Origin of the sequence: Pseudomonas sp. PS01300, from assembly GCF_029960155.1 — a bacterium.
Classification (GTDB): Bacteria; Pseudomonadota; Gammaproteobacteria; order Pseudomonadales; family Pseudomonadaceae; genus Aquipseudomonas; species Aquipseudomonas palmensis.
Map to the genome: position 1 here is coordinate 1 of NZ_JASCPN010000034.1, position 14,338 is coordinate 14,338.

The 14,338-nt window shown below is 62.6% G+C and carries 14 protein-coding genes; 4 read left to right on the forward strand and 10 right to left on the reverse strand.

All coding sequences use genetic code 11. The annotated features are described in order from the left end of the window. Window positions 1–78: 78 nt before the first annotated feature. A complete protein-coding gene (locus QMX96_RS16650; protein ID WP_043862341.1) occupies window positions 79–687 on the reverse strand; it encodes a TetR/AcrR family transcriptional regulator in 609 nt (202 codons plus the stop codon). Window positions 688–842: 155 nt separating this feature from the next. Between QMX96_RS16650 and QMX96_RS16655 the strand changes: the two genes are divergently transcribed. After that, window positions 843–1,751: a DUF808 domain-containing protein gene (locus tag QMX96_RS16655; RefSeq protein WP_116053264.1), complete on the forward strand. Its 909-nt coding sequence runs from the start codon at window positions 843–845 to the stop codon at window positions 1,749–1,751. An 83-nt stretch (window positions 1,752–1,834) separates the two neighbouring features. Here QMX96_RS16655 and QMX96_RS16660 read toward each other — a convergent pair whose 3' ends face one another. From QMX96_RS16660 to puuE, 7 genes are all read right to left on the reverse strand, one after another. Further along, a complete protein-coding gene (locus QMX96_RS16660) occupies window positions 1,835–2,620 on the reverse strand; it encodes an outer membrane protein OmpK (protein WP_088515618.1) in 786 nt (261 codons plus the stop codon). Between the two features lie 353 nt (window positions 2,621–2,973). Further along, window positions 2,974–3,759, reverse strand: a complete 786-nt coding sequence (locus QMX96_RS16665) for an outer membrane protein OmpK (protein WP_043862345.1) — start codon at window positions 3,757–3,759, stop codon at window positions 2,974–2,976. A 136-nt stretch (window positions 3,760–3,895) separates the two neighbouring features. Next, a complete protein-coding gene (locus QMX96_RS16670) occupies window positions 3,896–5,251 on the reverse strand; it encodes a nucleobase:cation symporter-2 family protein (protein ID WP_043862346.1) in 1,356 nt (451 codons plus the stop codon). Between the two features lie 117 nt (window positions 5,252–5,368). After that, window positions 5,369–6,694, reverse strand: a complete 1,326-nt coding sequence (locus QMX96_RS16675) for a urate hydroxylase PuuD (protein ID WP_043862347.1) — start codon at window positions 6,692–6,694, stop codon at window positions 5,369–5,371. Window positions 6,695–6,741: 47 nt separating this feature from the next. Continuing rightward, window positions 6,742–7,245 (reverse strand): ureidoglycolate lyase, encoded by a 504-nt coding sequence (locus QMX96_RS16680; RefSeq protein ID WP_043862348.1) that lies wholly within the window; start codon window positions 7,243–7,245, stop codon window positions 6,742–6,744. A 75-nt stretch (window positions 7,246–7,320) separates the two neighbouring features. Beyond that, complete coding sequence (gene uraD, locus QMX96_RS16685) at window positions 7,321–7,836, reverse strand: 2-oxo-4-hydroxy-4-carboxy-5-ureidoimidazoline decarboxylase (RefSeq protein ID WP_043862349.1); 516 nt, start codon at window positions 7,834–7,836, stop codon at window positions 7,321–7,323. Continuing rightward, the gene (gene puuE, locus QMX96_RS16690) at window positions 7,833–8,762 is read right to left on the reverse strand and encodes an allantoinase PuuE (protein WP_043862350.1); all 930 of its coding nucleotides are present in this window, start codon (window positions 8,760–8,762) and stop codon (window positions 7,833–7,835) included. Before puuE ends, uraD begins: the two co-directional genes overlap by 4 nt. A gap of 383 nt (window positions 8,763–9,145) precedes the next feature. Between puuE and uraH the strand changes: the two genes are divergently transcribed. After that, window positions 9,146–9,499 carry a hydroxyisourate hydrolase gene (uraH, locus tag QMX96_RS16695; RefSeq protein WP_043862351.1) on the forward strand — a complete coding sequence of 118 codons (354 nt, stop codon included), beginning with the start codon at window positions 9,146–9,148 and terminating at the stop codon, window positions 9,497–9,499. Window positions 9,500–9,661: 162 nt separating this feature from the next. On the opposite strand, the gene QMX96_RS16700 is transcribed toward uraH, so the two are convergent. After that, on the reverse strand, window positions 9,662–10,981 hold the full coding sequence (locus QMX96_RS16700) for an NCS2 family permease (RefSeq protein ID WP_213085891.1): 1,320 nt from the start codon (window positions 10,979–10,981) through the stop codon (window positions 9,662–9,664). A 383-nt stretch (window positions 10,982–11,364) separates the two neighbouring features. Here QMX96_RS16700 and QMX96_RS16705 point away from each other — a divergent pair, with 383 nt between their 5' ends. Continuing rightward, a complete protein-coding gene (locus QMX96_RS16705) occupies window positions 11,365–12,132 on the forward strand; it encodes a GntR family transcriptional regulator (RefSeq protein WP_054915597.1) in 768 nt (255 codons plus the stop codon). Between the two features lie 204 nt (window positions 12,133–12,336). Next, on the forward strand, window positions 12,337–13,035 hold the full coding sequence (gene aqpZ / locus QMX96_RS16710) for an aquaporin Z (protein ID WP_054915596.1): 699 nt from the start codon (window positions 12,337–12,339) through the stop codon (window positions 13,033–13,035). Here the strand turns inward: aqpZ and guaD are convergent. Further along, window positions 13,032–14,336 (reverse strand): guanine deaminase, encoded by a 1,305-nt coding sequence (guaD, locus tag QMX96_RS16715; protein ID WP_058542039.1) that lies wholly within the window; start codon window positions 14,334–14,336, stop codon window positions 13,032–13,034. The genes aqpZ and guaD overlap by 4 nt on opposite strands. Between the last annotated feature and the right edge of the window lie 2 nt (window positions 14,337–14,338).

Here is a 14,338-nt window from a genome sequence, read left to right on the forward strand (position 1 = left end):
GGTCAAGCCCGCTCCCACAAAGATCACTGGTGTTTTTGTGGGAGCGGGCTTGACCCGCGATGCAGTCGCCGCTATCTGTCAGGCGTCCGGCGCACAGCCCTTGAGCACCAGCCGGATGATGGTCTGCGCCGCCGCCTCGTAGTCGCTGTCCTCGAGCTTGGCCTTGCCGGTGACCACCGAGATCTGCCAGTCGAAATCGGCATAGGTCTGGGTTGCAGCCCAGATGCTGAACATCAGGTGGTGCGGGTCGACCGGCGCGATCAGGCCGCGTTCGATCCAGCCCTGGATGCATTCGATGTTGTGCCGTGCCTGCACGTTGAGCTGCTCGACCTGGCTGGCGCTCAGGTGCGGCGCGCCGTGCATGATCTCGCTGGCGAACACCTTGGACGCGAAGGGCAGGTCGCGGGAGATGCGCACCTTGGAGCGGATGTAGGCACTGAGCACCTCTTGCGGCTCACCGTCGGCATTGAACGGGGTGGAGGCCTGCATGATCGGCTCGATGATGCTTTCGAGCACCTCGCGGTAGAGGTTTTCCTTGGATTTGAAGTAGTAGTAGACGTTGGGCTTGGGCAGGCCGGCCTTGGCCGCGATGTCGCTGGTCTTGGTGGCAGCGAAGCCCTTGTCGGCGAACTCCTCGCTGGCGGCCCGCAGGATCAGTTCTTTGTTGCGCTCGCGAATGGTGCTCATGGTGGCGCTGTTCCTTGTATCTGGCCGCGTGCGGCAACAGGCCTGGGCAGGCGGTTGCGCATGGTAGCACCGCGTTCGCGAAGCGCTCAAGGTCGCCCCTTTTGCCCATCGACAGGCTAAGCTTGGCGCCATCTCACCTCAATGGAACATGAATCATGGCTGCAAGCAGTTTGCTGGTACTGATCGACGATATCGCCACGGTACTCGACGATGTCTCGGTCATGACCAAGGTCGCGGCCAAGAAGACCGCCGGCGTACTGGGTGATGATCTGGCCCTCAATGCCCAGCAGGTCACGGGTGTGCGCGCCGAGCGGGAACTGCCGGTGGTGTGGGCGGTGGCCAAGGGCTCGTTCCTGAACAAGCTGATCCTGGTGCCGGCTGCGTTGCTGATCAGCGCATTCATCCCGTGGGCGGTAACCCCGCTGCTGATGCTCGGCGGCGCCTACCTGTGCTTCGAGGGGTTCGAAAAGCTCGCGCACAGGTTTCTGCACAGCGCCGAGGAGGCCAAGGCCGGGCATGCGGCATTGACCGAAGCAGTGGCCAACCCGGCGGTCGACCTGGTGACGTTCGAGAAAGACAAGATCAAGGGCGCGGTGCGTACCGACTTCATTCTCTCGGCCGAGATCATCGCCATCACGCTGGGCACCGTGGCCGATGCGCCACTGCCCCAGCAGATCATCGTGCTGTCGGGCATCGCGATCGTGATGACGATCGGCGTGTACGGGCTGGTGGCGGGGATCGTCAAGCTGGATGACCTGGGCCTGTGGCTGACGCAAAAAGCCTCGCGTGCAGCCAAGGCCATCGGCAACGGCATTTTGAGTGCGGCGCCCTACATGATGAAAAGCCTGTCGGTGATCGGCACCGCGGCGATGTTCCTGGTAGGTGGCGGGATTCTGGTGCATGGCATCGCGCCGCTGCATCATGCCATCGAGGCCTTCGGCGAAGGGCGTGGCGGGGCGCTGACGACGGCCTTGCTCAATGCCGGCGTGGGCGTAGTGGCGGGGGCTGCGGTGCTGGCGGTGGTTGCCGTGGTGGGCAAGTTCTGGAAGGCCATCCGGGGCTGATGGCCTCTTCGCCGGCAAGGCCGGCTCCTACAGGAGTAAGCCGTCTGTAGGAGCCGGCCTTGCCGGCGAAGAACGCAACCCGGTCAGAAGTGCACTTTCACCAGCAGGCTCGCGGTGTTCTGGTCGGTATCGAAGGCGTCGCTGTCCTTGATGCCGTACTTGTCTTTCCAGTAGTCGTATTCGAAACCGACGTACAGCTGTTTTTCGCCCAGGTTCAGGGCCTTGCCCAGGTCATACTTGATCTGCGGGTTGAAGTGCAGGTTGGAATGATAGGTGCCGCGACGCCGGGTTTCGTCGTTGTCCACCACCCAGTCCATGTAGCCGTCGATCAGGATGTCCGACTTGCCCACGGGAATGGTGTACGACCACACCGGGGTGATCTGCCATACGTTGTCACCGGCGCGGCTGCCCTCGGTGTGGCGCTGGTAGAAGTTGAGCTGGAAGTAGTCGAAGCCGGGGATGGCCAGGTCGAAGCCTGGGCCGATCAGGTACGACTCGTTGTCTCCCTCGCCGAACTCGTAGGTCATGGCCAGCAGCACATCCTTGACCGGGCCGAACTCCAGTTTCTGGTCGAAGATCTTGCCGAACGACAGGCGCGGGGTGAACTCGCCGTAGTAGGTGTTCGGACCGACGTTGCCGTCCTTCTTGCCGTTGTAGAAGATCTTGTCGATGAACAGGAAGTTGTCGCCGTACTTCCAGGCATCGGCGTGCTCGAAAGTGAAGGTCTGCTGGATCTGCGGGTTGACCGCAAAGTCCTTGCCGTAGAGGTAGGTCAGGCTGTTGTTCTGCCACTGCAGCAGGTCACCGGCGGTGGCGGTACTTGCCGCCAGCAGGCCGCCTGCAAGCATCAGGCTGTTGGTAATGCGCATTGCGTGCTCCCTTGATTGATTCGGCACTCTGTGTCGGCGCCGTTCTGGTTCAACGTGTTGTCTTTTTGGTCAGCTTTTTTCGATCGGCCACAGCGCGTTCGCAAGAGCTGAGCCAACCTTGGCGGGTTGGCGCAACGGGCCTGCTCGACGTCTTTCTGAACAGTTGAACAAGGGGCGTGAGGCTGGCAATACGCTTACCAACCGCCCGAATTCATTGACTGAGCGGTCAGTAAACGCAGGTAGGAGGGGTCCTACCCTGAGCGAGGGGGCGCGCAGATTACTGGCTTGCGCGCCGTCCCTCAAGTGCTCCGTTATGGAGCGTGCGCGACAAAAACTGTGCGTTCGATCAGGTTTTAGAAGTGAACCTTGATCAGCGCACTGGTCACGCTCTGGTTGGTCTTGAGGCGATCGCTGTCCTCGATGCCGTATTTGTCCTTCCAGTAGCTGTATTCGATACCCACGTACAGCTGCTTGGCGCCGATGTTCAGCGCCTTGCCCAGGTCGTACTTGACCTGCGGGTTGAAGTGCAGGTTGGCGTGGTAGGTGCCGCGACGGCTTTCGTCGTTGTCCACCACCCAGTCCATGTAGCCATCGATCAGCAGGTCGGACCTGCCCATGGGGATGGTGTAGGAGAACGCCGGGGTGATCTGCCACACGCGATCACCCGGGCGGCTGCCTTCGGTGTTGCGCTGGTAGAAGTTGAGGGTGAAGTAGTTGAAGCCGGGGATGGCCAGGTCGAAGCCCGGGCCGATCAGGTAGGCCTCGTTGTCGCCTTCACCGGTTTCGTAGGTCATGGCCAGCAGCACGTCCTTGATCGGGCCGAACTCCAGCTTCTGGTCGAAGATCTTGCCGAACGACAGGCGCGGGCTGATCTCGCTGTAGTAGGTGTTCTTGCCCTTGTTACGGTCTTGGCCGCCGTTGTAGAAGATCTTGTCGACGAACAGGAAGTTGTCGCCGTACTTCCATTTGTTGGCGTGCTCGAAAGTCACCGTCTGCTGGATCCGCGGGTTGACCTGAAAGTCCTTGCCGTACAGATACGTCAGGCTGTTGGTGTGCCAGAGCAGCAGGTCCTCCGCTACCGCAGGAAGCGTGGCCAGCAAGCTGCTGCCCAGCAAGAGGGAAGAGGTGATGCGTTTCATGTGGTTATTCCCGGCTATTGTTATTGTTGGATTGCGGTTTTTTCGGCGCAAACGCGCCCCGAGCGGCCCACTCCCAGGGGCCGACGGTACTGCGTGGTGCTCGGGTTGACCGGGGCGGCAGGCGCCGCCCCGTGTATCAGTGCTGGTGCACGGCGTCGTTGTGCGCGGCGCGTTCGGCGCCGCCCAATACGTTGAACAGCAGGTTCAGTACCAGGGCACTGACGGTGGCCATGGCGATGCCGCTGTGGGTGATCGGCTCCATCCATTGCGGCATCTGCGCGAAGAACTCCGGACGTACCACCGGGATCAGGCCCATGCCGACGCTGACGGCCACCAGCAACTGGTTGCGTCGGTCGCCGATGTCGGCCTCCTGCAGGATCTTGATGCCGGTGGCCGCGACCATGCCGAACATGGCGATGGAGGCGCCGCCCAGTACCGCCGGCGGGATCGAGGCAATCAGGAATGCCGCCTTGGGCAGCAGGCTGAGCACGATCAGGAACAGCCCGGCCACCACGGTCACGTAGCGGCAGCGCACGCCGGTCATCTGGACCAGGCCGATGTTCTGTGCGAACGAGGAGTGGGTGAAGGTGTTGAAAAAGCCTGCCACGAACGAGGCGCCGGCGTCCCAGAACAGGCCGCGACGCAGCATGCCGGGGGTCACTTCACGCTCGGTGACCTTGCCCAGCGCGAGGAACATGCCGGTGGACTCGACGAAGATGATCACCACCACCAGGCACATCGACAGGATCGGCGCCAGGCTGAAGGTGGGCATGCCGAAGTGCAGCGGGGTGACCACCTGTACCCAGGGGGCCTGGGCCAGGCCGCTGAGGTCGACCATGCCGATGGCGCCGGCAATGATGTAGCCCAGGCCCATGCCGATCAGTACCGACACGTTCACCCAGAAGCCACGCATGAAGCGATTGATCAGCAGGATGGTGGTCAGCACCAGGCCGGCCACGGCCAGGTAGATCGGCGAGCCGAACGGCGCGGCCGCCGCGCCGCCGCCGGCCCAGTTGACGGCGACCGGGAACAGCGACAGACCGATGGAGGTAATCACCGTGCCGGTGACCAGTGGCGGGAAAAACCTCACCACCTTGGACATGAACGGGGCGATCAGCATGCCGAAGAAGCCGGCGGCGATGGTCGCGCCGAAAATCCCCTGCAGGCCCACGCCGGGCATGCCGGCCATGGCCACCATGCTGCCGACGGCGGCGAAGCTGGCGCCCATCATCACCGGCATGCGGATGCCCAGTGCGCCAATGCCGAGCGACTGGACCACGGTGGCGACACCGGCGACCAGCAGATCGGCATTGATCAGGAATGCGATTTCTTCACGAGAGAGCCCGGCGGCCTGCCCGATGATCAGCGGCACCGCAATGGCACCTCCGTACATCAGCAGAACATGTTGCAAACCCACCAGGATCAGTTGCAGCAGGGGCAGTGGCTGTCGTGGCGGCGCAACGGGGATGTACGCCTTGCGTGACTCGGACATGCAGCACCTCAGGTTTTGTTTTTATTCTGGGTAGCTGCAGGCTCAGGCGCCCTGCTTGCGAAGAAGCAGGAGGCCGCGCCTGGCTTGCAGCTTGTAGCTTGCCGCTTGAAGCTTGTATCAGTTGGTTGGAGCACCCTTGGCGATCCATGCACCAATCAGTTCACGTTCCTGCTGGGTCATCTGGGTGATGTTGCCCAGGGGCATGATCTGGCTGGCGACGGCCTGTGCCTGGATGCGTGGGGCCAGTTGCTGGATCTGTTGCGGGGTATCGAGCATCACGCCGGCCGGGGCGGCACTGAACAGCGGGCTGGTCGGCTTGGCCGAATGGCACACGGTGCAGCGTTCCTGGATGACGCTGTGGATCTTGTCGAAGTTGCCGCTGTCCGCCGCAGCGGTGGCAGTGGCGGGCGCTTCGGCCGGGGTGGCGGCAGGTGCCGGGTTGGCAGCCTGTTCGGCGGCTTTCTCGGCAGCGGTCTTGCCACCCAGTGCGGTTTCCGGCAGCGGCTGGTACTGGACCTTGGCAGCGGCCTGCTCAGGCGCGGTCGGCATCGGCTTGGGGCCGGTGACGTAGGCCAGGCAGATCATCGCCAGGGCGCCGACGGGCAGGGTCCAGGCGTACTTGGCGCTGTCGTGGCGGGTGTTGAAGTAGTGACGCACCAGCACCGCTGCAATCGCGATCCCGGCCAGGATCAGCCAGTTGTACTGGCTGCCGTAGGTGCTCGGGAAGTGGTTGCTGATCATGATGAACAGCACCGGCAGGGTGAAGTAGTTGTTGTGGCGCGAACGCAGCAGGCCCTTGGCCGGCAGGGTCGGGTCGGGGGTTTCGTTCTTCTCGATGGCGGCGACCAGTGCACGCTGGGCCGGCATGATGATGCGGAAGACGTTGCCGACCATGATGGTGCCGATGATCGCGCCGGTGTGCAGGTACGCACCACGGCCGCTGAACACCTGGCTGAAGCCGTAGCAGGCCGCAATGATCAGCACGAACAGCACCAGGCCGAGCAGGCCGGGGCGCTTGCCCAGGGGCGAGTCGCACAGCACGTCGTAGATGAACCAGCCGGCGATCAGCGAACCGACGCCGATGGCGATGCCTTCACCACCGCTCAGGGTGCTGCCGGGGGCCAGCAGGTAGACGCTGGGGTTCCAGTAGAACACCAGGCACAGCAGGGCAATACCCGACATCCAGGTGAAGTAGGCTTCCCATTTGAACCAGTGCAGGTTCTCCGGCATTTTCGGCGGGGCCAGCTTGTACTTTTCCAGGTGGTAGATACCGCCACCGTGAATCGCCCAGAGGTCGCCCGACAGACCGTCGCGCGGGTTGGCCCGGTTGAGGTTGTTCTCCAGCCATACGAAATAGAACGACGCGCCGATCCAGGCCACGCCAGTGATCATGTGAACCCAGCGCACGCTCAGGTTCAGCCATTCCAACAGATGTGCTTCCACAGTCTTTACCTCTTGCCGGTCACCGCAGGCCAGTGACCGACCTTCTCTTATTGGTGGGGTGCGAGGATCAGTTGCTCATCCTCATTGAAGAAATGTTCGTCGCAGTTGTTGCCGGAACCGCTGCGATCAACCACCAGGAAGTCATCCCGCTTTTCGATCGTCAGCACCGGGTGGTGCCAGACGCCGCGATGGTAATTGATGCCCTGCCTGCCATTACTGACAAAGGCGCGGACAAGACCCGATACAGGTACATCGCCAACGGGCGCGACCACGATCAGAAAGGGATTGCCGAGCAGCGGGATGAAGGCCTGGCTGCCCAGCGGATGGCGCTCCAGCATGCGCACGGTCAGCGGCATGTCCTGCGCGTCGGCGCGGAAGATGCTGATGATGGCGGAGTCCTCGGGCTGGGCGGTTTCTACCGTGGCCAGCTTGTGGAAGCGCATGGTCGAACCGTTGTTGATCATGAAGTGGTCGCTGCCGTCGGTTTCGATCACGTCACCGAAAGGGGCGAAGGCTTCTTTGGTCAGGGGCTCAATCACTAAAGTGCGCATGCGGGTGTTCTCTAATTATGTGTTGTCGGGGCTTTGGCGATTGCCGGCAGGCCAGTGCCTGCCAAGGCGCGCCGGTTACAGCTGCTGCAGGCGGAACAGGGCGATCAGGTTGATCTGCGCCAGGGCTTCCTTGAACTCGGCCTCGACCGAGTTGTGGATGCGTTTCTCGAACGAGGCGAGGATCTGGTGCCGGTTGCTGCCTTTTACCGCCATGATGAACGGGAACTGGAACCTGGCCTTGTAGGCGTCGTTGAGTTCGGTGAAACGGGCGAACTCTTCGGCGGTGCACTGGTGGATGCCGGCGCCAGCCTGTTCGTTGGTGCTCGATTCGGTCAGTTCGCCCTGGACGGCGGCTTTGCCGGCCAGGTCCGGGTGAGCATTGATCAGGGCCAGCTGGCTGGCGTGATCGGCGCTGAGCAGGATGTCGCTCATGCGCTGGTGCAGGGCTTCGATCTGGTCCAGCTCGTGCAGTTGGCCCAGGTCGTAGGCTTTTTCGGCGACCCACGGCGAGTGCTCGTAGATGTCGGCGAAGGCGGCGACGAACGCGGCACGGTCCAGGGTCGAAGGCTTGAGGGTCTTGAAGTCGGTCATTTGGCGCTCTCGGCTTGGAAAGGGTGGGTGGCATGCCAGTGGCGGGCGATGTCCACGCGCCGGGCGAACCACACCTGCTCATGGCTCTTGGCGTACTCCACGAAGCGCTTGAGCGCGGCGATGCGTGCCGGGCGGCCGATCAGGCGGCAGTGCAGGCCGATCGAGAGCATCTTCGGCGCCTCGGCACCTTCGGCGTAGAGCACGTCGAAGGCGTCCTTGAGGTACTGGAAGAACTGCTCGCCACAATTGAAGCCCTGCACCTGGGTGAAGCGCATGTCGTTGGTGTCCAGGGTGTAGGGGATCACCAGGTGCGGCTTGCCGGTGGGGTTGTTGGGTTCCCAGTAGGGCAGGTCGTCGTCGTAGGTGTCGCTGTCGTAGAGGAAGCCGCCTTCCTCCATCACCAGCCGGCGGGTGTTGGGCCCGGTACGGCCGGTGTACCAGCCCAGCGGGCGCTCGCCGGTGAGGTCGGTGAGAATGCGGATGGCCTCGAGCATGTGCTCGCGCTCCTGGTTCTCGTCCATGTACTGGTAGTCGATCCAGCGGTAGCCGTGGCTGCAGATCTCATGGCCGGCGGCGACCATGGCGCGGATCACGTCGGGGTGGCGCTGGGCGGCCATGGCCACGGCAAACACGGTGAGCGGCACGCCGGTGTCTTCGAACAGCTTGAGCAGGCGCCATACACCGGCGCGGCTGCCATACTCGTAAAGCGATTCCATGCTCATGTTGCGGGCGCCCTGCAGGGGCTGCGCCGAGACCATCTCGGAAAGGAAGGCTTCGGATTCCTTGTCCCCGTGAAGAATGTTGCGTTCGCCACCTTCTTCATAGTTGAGCACGAAAGACAAAGCGATGCGGGCATTCCCCGGCCAGCGCGGATGGGGTGGGTTGTTGCCGTAACCGATCAGGTCGCGAGGATAATCAGCGCTCACTGCAGCCTTCCTTCTTGTACGTGAAAACGGGGGTGTGGTGTCTGAGTCAGGTCATCGGCCACAACGATGGAGTGATTGTATACAACTTTATTGACGATTTGTAAGCCTGTTTTTTCTCATTTCTTCCGCCATTCGCCCTTGAAAAAGGTTGCAAGAAACCTGCCTGATTGGTCAGTAAATGACGATAGCGTCCGCCAGGCGCGCGGCTTTGCGACTGATGGCGTATTTACAGGGCACGCTCGGCAGGCTAACAAAATCGTCGAATTTATTGTGTACAATTTTAGCTGAAAATGTCTTAATAATCCGACAGCCGCACGCTGCCCTGCTTCATCCCGGTGCCGTGCGGGTATTTTTTGCCCATAGATTGAAACGAGGCGCACGCAATGGGACGTTTGACCACGCATGTACTGGATGCCGCACATGGCTGCCCTGGCAGCTCGATCAAGGTCGAGCTGTACCGGGTCGAAGGCCAGCAGCTTGAGCTGGTGAACACGGCGCTGACCAACAGCGATGGCCGTTGCGATGCGCCACTGCTGCAGGGTGAGGATTACCGCAGCGGTGTGTACCAGCTGCAGTTCAGTGCCGGTGACTATTATCGTGCCCGTGGTGTGCAGTTGCCGGAGCCGGCGTTCCTGGATGTGGTGGTGCTGCGTTTCGGCATCAGCGCCGAGCAGGATCACTACCACGTGCCGTTGCTGATCTCGCCGTACAGTTACTCGACCTATCGCGGAAGCTAGTTGGTCGCTAGATGAATCTTCGTAGGTCCTTGCCCGCTCTCACTGGCGGGCTTTTTTTTGCCTCGGATTCGAGGGCGTGCCTGCAGGGCTGTTCGCTGGCAGAGCGGCACAGGCAACAAAAAGCCCCGCCCGAAGGCGAGGCTCCTTGAACCGACGCAGTGCTTACAGGAACACGAACTTGGCCACAAAGATCGCACACAGCACCCACAGGCTCGCCGAGATCTCCCTGTAGCGCCCGGTGCCGGCCTTGAGCACCACATAGGTGATGAAGCCCAGCGCAATGCCGTCCGCCACCGAGAATGTCAGCGGCATCATGATCGCCGTGACGATCGCCGGAATGCTGTCGGTGGCTTCATCCCAGTTGATGTGCGCCATGCTGCCCATCATCAGCATCGCCACATAGATCAGTGCGCCGGCGGTGGCATACGCCGGGATCATCCCCGCCAGCGGCGCAAAGAACATCGCCGCGACGAACAGCAGGCCGACCACCACAGCCGTGAGCCCAGTGCGCCCGCCGGCCGCCACACCTGCAGCACTTTCCACGTAGCTGGTTACCGGCGGCACACCCACCACTGCACCGAACACGCTCGATGCACTGTCGGCCTTGAGCGCCCGCGACAGGTTTTCGATGCGCCCCTCGGCGTTCACCAGGTTGGCGCGCTGGGCCACGCCCATCAGCGTGCCGGCGGTGTCGAACATGTGCACGAACAGAAACGCCAGTACCACGCTGATCATGCTGACGTTGAACACGCCCGCCACGTCCATGGCCATCCAGGTGGGCGCCAGGCTCGGCGGCAGCGAGAACACGCCGCCATATTCCACCAGGCCCAGGGCCCAGCCGGCCAGTGTCACGGCGATGATGCTGATCAGGATCGCGCCGAACACCCGGCGATAGCTGAGCACGGCAATCATCAGGAAGCACGCCGCCGCCAGCAGCGGGCCAGGCTCGTGCAGCGAGCCGAGCTTGATCAGGGTGGCTGGGCTGGCGACGATGATGCCGGCCGTCTTCAGCCCGATCACCCCGAGAAACAGCCCCACACCCGCGCCCATGGCGTGGCGCAGGCTCAGCGGGATGCTGTTGAGCAGCCATTCGCGCACCCGCGACAGCGTCAGCAGCATGAACAGCACACCCGATACGAACACCGCACCCAGCGCGGCCTCCCAGGTGTAGCCCATGGTGCCGACCACCGTGTAGGTGAAAAAGGCGTTCAGCCCCATGCCGGGTGCCAGGCCCACCGGCCAGTTGGCATACAGGCCCATCAGCAGGCAGCCGAGTGCCGCCGCGATGCAGGTGGCCACGAACGCGGCACCGTGGTCGATGCCGGCGTCGGCCATGATGTTGGGGTTGACGAAAATGATGTAGGCCATGGTGATGAAGGTGGTTACACCCGCGATCAGTTCGGTCCTGACAGTGGTGCCGTGCAGCTTGAGTTTGAAAATCCGCTCCAGCCAGCTCGTTTCGAGCGGTGGGGCAAGATCCAGCGTAGGGGCTTGGGGTTTGCGGCTTTCCACAGCGTGTACTCCTCACGTCTTTTCTTGTTGTTCAGAGCTTGTCCTGCGCGTTGACTGGGGGCTCTGCGAGGGGGAGGGCATGGCGACCGGACCTGTTGTTGACCTGCGGGTCAGGAAGTTGCACGGCTGGATTATGCGTTTGTATACAAATAATGCAAATAATGTTTTTGTCGGTGTGTGCAGGTAAATTGTCGCCACGGCTATAACGTGATGGCACTCTGCAGAAATCGCCAAGCCTGTGTACAATGCGTCAATACCATGAACGTCTAATTTTCTATCCAGGACTTGCCATCGCCCTACTGGCTGGTATTACAGTCAGGGTCCGATAGGTGGATCTCCGTGCTCGAGCGCCCATGAACGAACAGCTGCAACCCCTCAAGAAACCCACGCGCACCGGCAAGGCCGGTCGTAGCGGCACCCAGGACGATATCGTTTACGCGCACATATTCGAGGCAATCCTCGAACAACGCCTGGCGCCGGGTACCAAGTTGAGTGAGGAAGCCCTGGGCGAGATCTTCGGCGTCAGCCGCACCATCATCCGGCGTGCGCTGTCGCGCCTGGCCCACGAAAGCGTGGTGCTGCTGCGCCCCAATCGCGGTGCGGTAGTGGCCAGCCCGACCGTCGAAGAGGCGCGTCAGGTGTTCTTTTCGCGGCGCATGGTCGAGCGTGCCATCACCGAACTTGCAGTGGAGCACGCCACCGCCGAGCAGTTGAACGAACTGCGCCAGATGGTGCGCGAGGAGCGCGACAGCTTCTCGCGCGGCGACCGGGGTGCCGGCATTCGCCTGTCTGGCGAGTTTCACCTCAAGCTGGCGGAAGCGGCGGGCAATGCACCGCTGATCAGCTTCCAGCGCAGCCTGGTATCGCAGACTTCGCTGATCATTGCCCAGTACGAAAGCGGCAACCGCTCGCACTGCTCGTATGACGAGCACATGCAACTGATCGACGCTATCGAGGCGCGTGATGCGGCCCAGGCGGTGAGCCTGATGATGCACCACATGGACCACATCGACAGCAAGCTCAACCTCGACGAGGAGAGTGCGTCGGATGACCTGCACGCGGTGTTCTCGCACCTGCTGCAAACCAAGAAGCGCGGCAGCTCGGTGCCGGCAAAGGGCTGATACTGCGTCGCCTGCAATCGCGGGTCGAGCCCGCTCCCACAGGATTGTCTCGGTCCTTGTGGGAGCGGGCTTGACCCGCGATGCTTTCAGGGCTGCTGGCACTTGAGCCAACCTCTGCTAGATTTCTATCTGTTGCACTCCCGCAAACCTTCATCAAGCAGTTGGGCTTGCGCTTCAGGCGTACCACTTCTTGAGGACTGACTGATGTCGATGCCCATGAGCAAACGCATGGGAGCTGAATTGATAGGGACGTTCTGGTTGGTGTTGGGGGGTTGTGGCAGCGCGGTACTGGCTGCGTCTTTTCCGATCGGCATTGGCCTGGTCGGTGTCTCCATGGCCTTCGGGCTGACTGTGCTGACCATGGCATTCGCCATCGGTCATATCTCCGGTTGTCACCTCAACCCTGCGGTATCGCTGGGCCTGGTCGTGGGCGGGCGGTTTCCGCTCAAGGACCTGGTGCCGTACGTGATCGCCCAGGTGGTGGGCGCCATCCTGGCTGCCGGTGTGATCTACCTCATCGCCAGCGGCAAGGCCGGCTTCGAGCTGTCGAACGGGCTTGCCTCGAACGGCTATGGCGAGCATTCGCCGGGGCAGTACTCGCTGGGGGCAGGTTTTGTCAGCGAGGTGGTGATGACCGCGATGTTCATTCTGATCATCATGGGCGCCACCGATTCGCGGGCGCCGGCCGGCTTTGCGCCGATCGCCATCGGGCTGGCGCTGACGCTGATCCACCTGGTGTCGATACCGGTTACCAACACATCGGTGAACCCGGCACGCAGCACCGGGCCGGCGCTGTTCGTCGGTGGCTGGGCGCTGCATCAGCTGTGGCTGTTCTGGGTGGCGCCGCTGATCGGGGCGGTGATCGGCGGCGCGTTGTACCGCGGCCTGTTTCGAACGCCTTAGCGCTGGTGCACGCTGCGCCCGGCGGCAAAGGTTTCGCGAATGGTACGGTCGTCGCCCAGGGTGGTCAGCACGAACAGGGTCTCCTCGATGCTGCCGGACTGCTGGAGACGGTAGTCCAGCAGCGGGGTGGCCTTGTAATCGAGCACGATGAAGTCGGCGTCGCTGCCCGGTTGCAGGGTGCCGATGCGCTCCTCCAGGTTCAATGCCCGCGCACCGCCCAGGGTGGCCAGGTACAGCGACTTGAACGGGCTCAGGCGTGCGCCCTGCAACTGCATGACCTTGTAGGCTTCGTTCAGGGTGTACAGCAGCGAGAAGCTGGTGCCGGCGCCCACGTCGGTACCCAGGCCGACCTTGACCTTGTGCTGCTCGGCCTGGGGCAGGTTGAACAGGCCGCTGCCCAGGAACAGGTTGGAGGTCGGGCAGAACGCCACGGCCGAACCGGTCTCGGCCAGGCGCTGGCATTCGGCATCGCACAGGTGAACGGCGTGGGCGAACACCGAGCGCTCGCCCAGCAGTTCGAAATGGTCGTACACATCCAGGTAGCCGCTGCGCTCGGGGAACAGCGCCTTGACCCACTCGATCTCCTTGAGGTTTTCGCTCAGGTGGGTGTGCAGGTACAGGTCCGGGAACTCCTTGAGCAACTGGCCGGCCAGGGCCAGCTGTTGCGGGGTGCTGGTGGGCGCAAAGCGCGGGGTCACCGCATAGTGCAGGCGGCCCTTGCCGTGCCAGCGCTGGATCAGCGCCTTGCTGTCGGCGTAGCCCGACTCGGCGGTGTCGGTCAGGTAGTCGGGGGCGTTGCGGTCCATCATCACCTTGCCGGCGATCAGGCGCAGGTCCAGGCGCTCGGCTTCCTCGAACAGGGCGTTGACCGAGGCAGGGTGCACGCTGCCGAACACCAGCGCCGAGGTGGTGCCGTTGCGCAGCAGCTCCTTGAGAAACAGCTTGGCCACCTTGTCGGCGTGAGCCTTGTCTTCGAACTGGCGCTCGCACGGGAAGGTGTAGGTGTTCAGCCAGTCCAGCAACTGCTCGCCGTAGGAGCCGATCATGCCGGTCTGCGGGAAGTGGATATGGGTATCGATGAACCCCGGGGTGATCAAGGCGTCCTGGTAGTGCACCACTTCGATGTCGGCGTCCAGGCCTGGCAGCAGTTCGCTGGCGTGGCCGATGGCGCTGATCTTGCCCTGGTCGATGACCAGCAGGCCGTCTTCGAAATATTCATACGATGCTTCGACGCCCACCTCGGCAGGGTCGGCGAGGCTGTGCAGCAGGGCGGCACGGTAGGCTTTGCGGGTTGCGCTCATGT

What these genes read in the sequence shown, in the direction of transcription:
- aqpZ (WP_054915596.1), top strand. Translation starts at nt 12,337, where the DNA reads ATGTCGATGCCCATGAGCAAACGCATGGGAGCTGAATTGATAGGGACG.
- QMX96_RS16655 (WP_116053264.1), top strand. Translation starts at nt 843, where the DNA reads ATGGCTGCAAGCAGTTTGCTGGTACTGATCGACGATATCGCCACGGTA.
- uraH (WP_043862351.1), top strand. Translation starts at nt 9,146, where the DNA reads ATGGGACGTTTGACCACGCATGTACTGGATGCCGCACATGGCTGCCCT.
- uraD (WP_043862349.1), bottom strand. Translation starts at nt 7,836, where the DNA reads ATGACCGACTTCAAGACCCTCAAGCCTTCGACCCTGGACCGTGCCGCG.
- QMX96_RS16665 (WP_043862345.1), bottom strand. Translation starts at nt 3,759, where the DNA reads ATGAAACGCATCACCTCTTCCCTCTTGCTGGGCAGCAGCTTGCTGGCC.
- QMX96_RS16705 (WP_054915597.1), top strand. Translation starts at nt 11,365, where the DNA reads ATGAACGAACAGCTGCAACCCCTCAAGAAACCCACGCGCACCGGCAAG.
- QMX96_RS16680 (WP_043862348.1), bottom strand. Translation starts at nt 7,245, where the DNA reads ATGCGCACTTTAGTGATTGAGCCCCTGACCAAAGAAGCCTTCGCCCCT.
- QMX96_RS16660 (WP_088515618.1), bottom strand. Translation starts at nt 2,620, where the DNA reads ATGCGCATTACCAACAGCCTGATGCTTGCAGGCGGCCTGCTGGCGGCA.
- guaD (WP_058542039.1), bottom strand. Translation starts at nt 14,336, where the DNA reads ATGAGCGCAACCCGCAAAGCCTACCGTGCCGCCCTGCTGCACAGCCTC.
- QMX96_RS16670 (WP_043862346.1), bottom strand. Translation starts at nt 5,251, where the DNA reads ATGTCCGAGTCACGCAAGGCGTACATCCCCGTTGCGCCGCCACGACAG.
- QMX96_RS16650 (WP_043862341.1), bottom strand. Translation starts at nt 687, where the DNA reads ATGAGCACCATTCGCGAGCGCAACAAAGAACTGATCCTGCGGGCCGCC.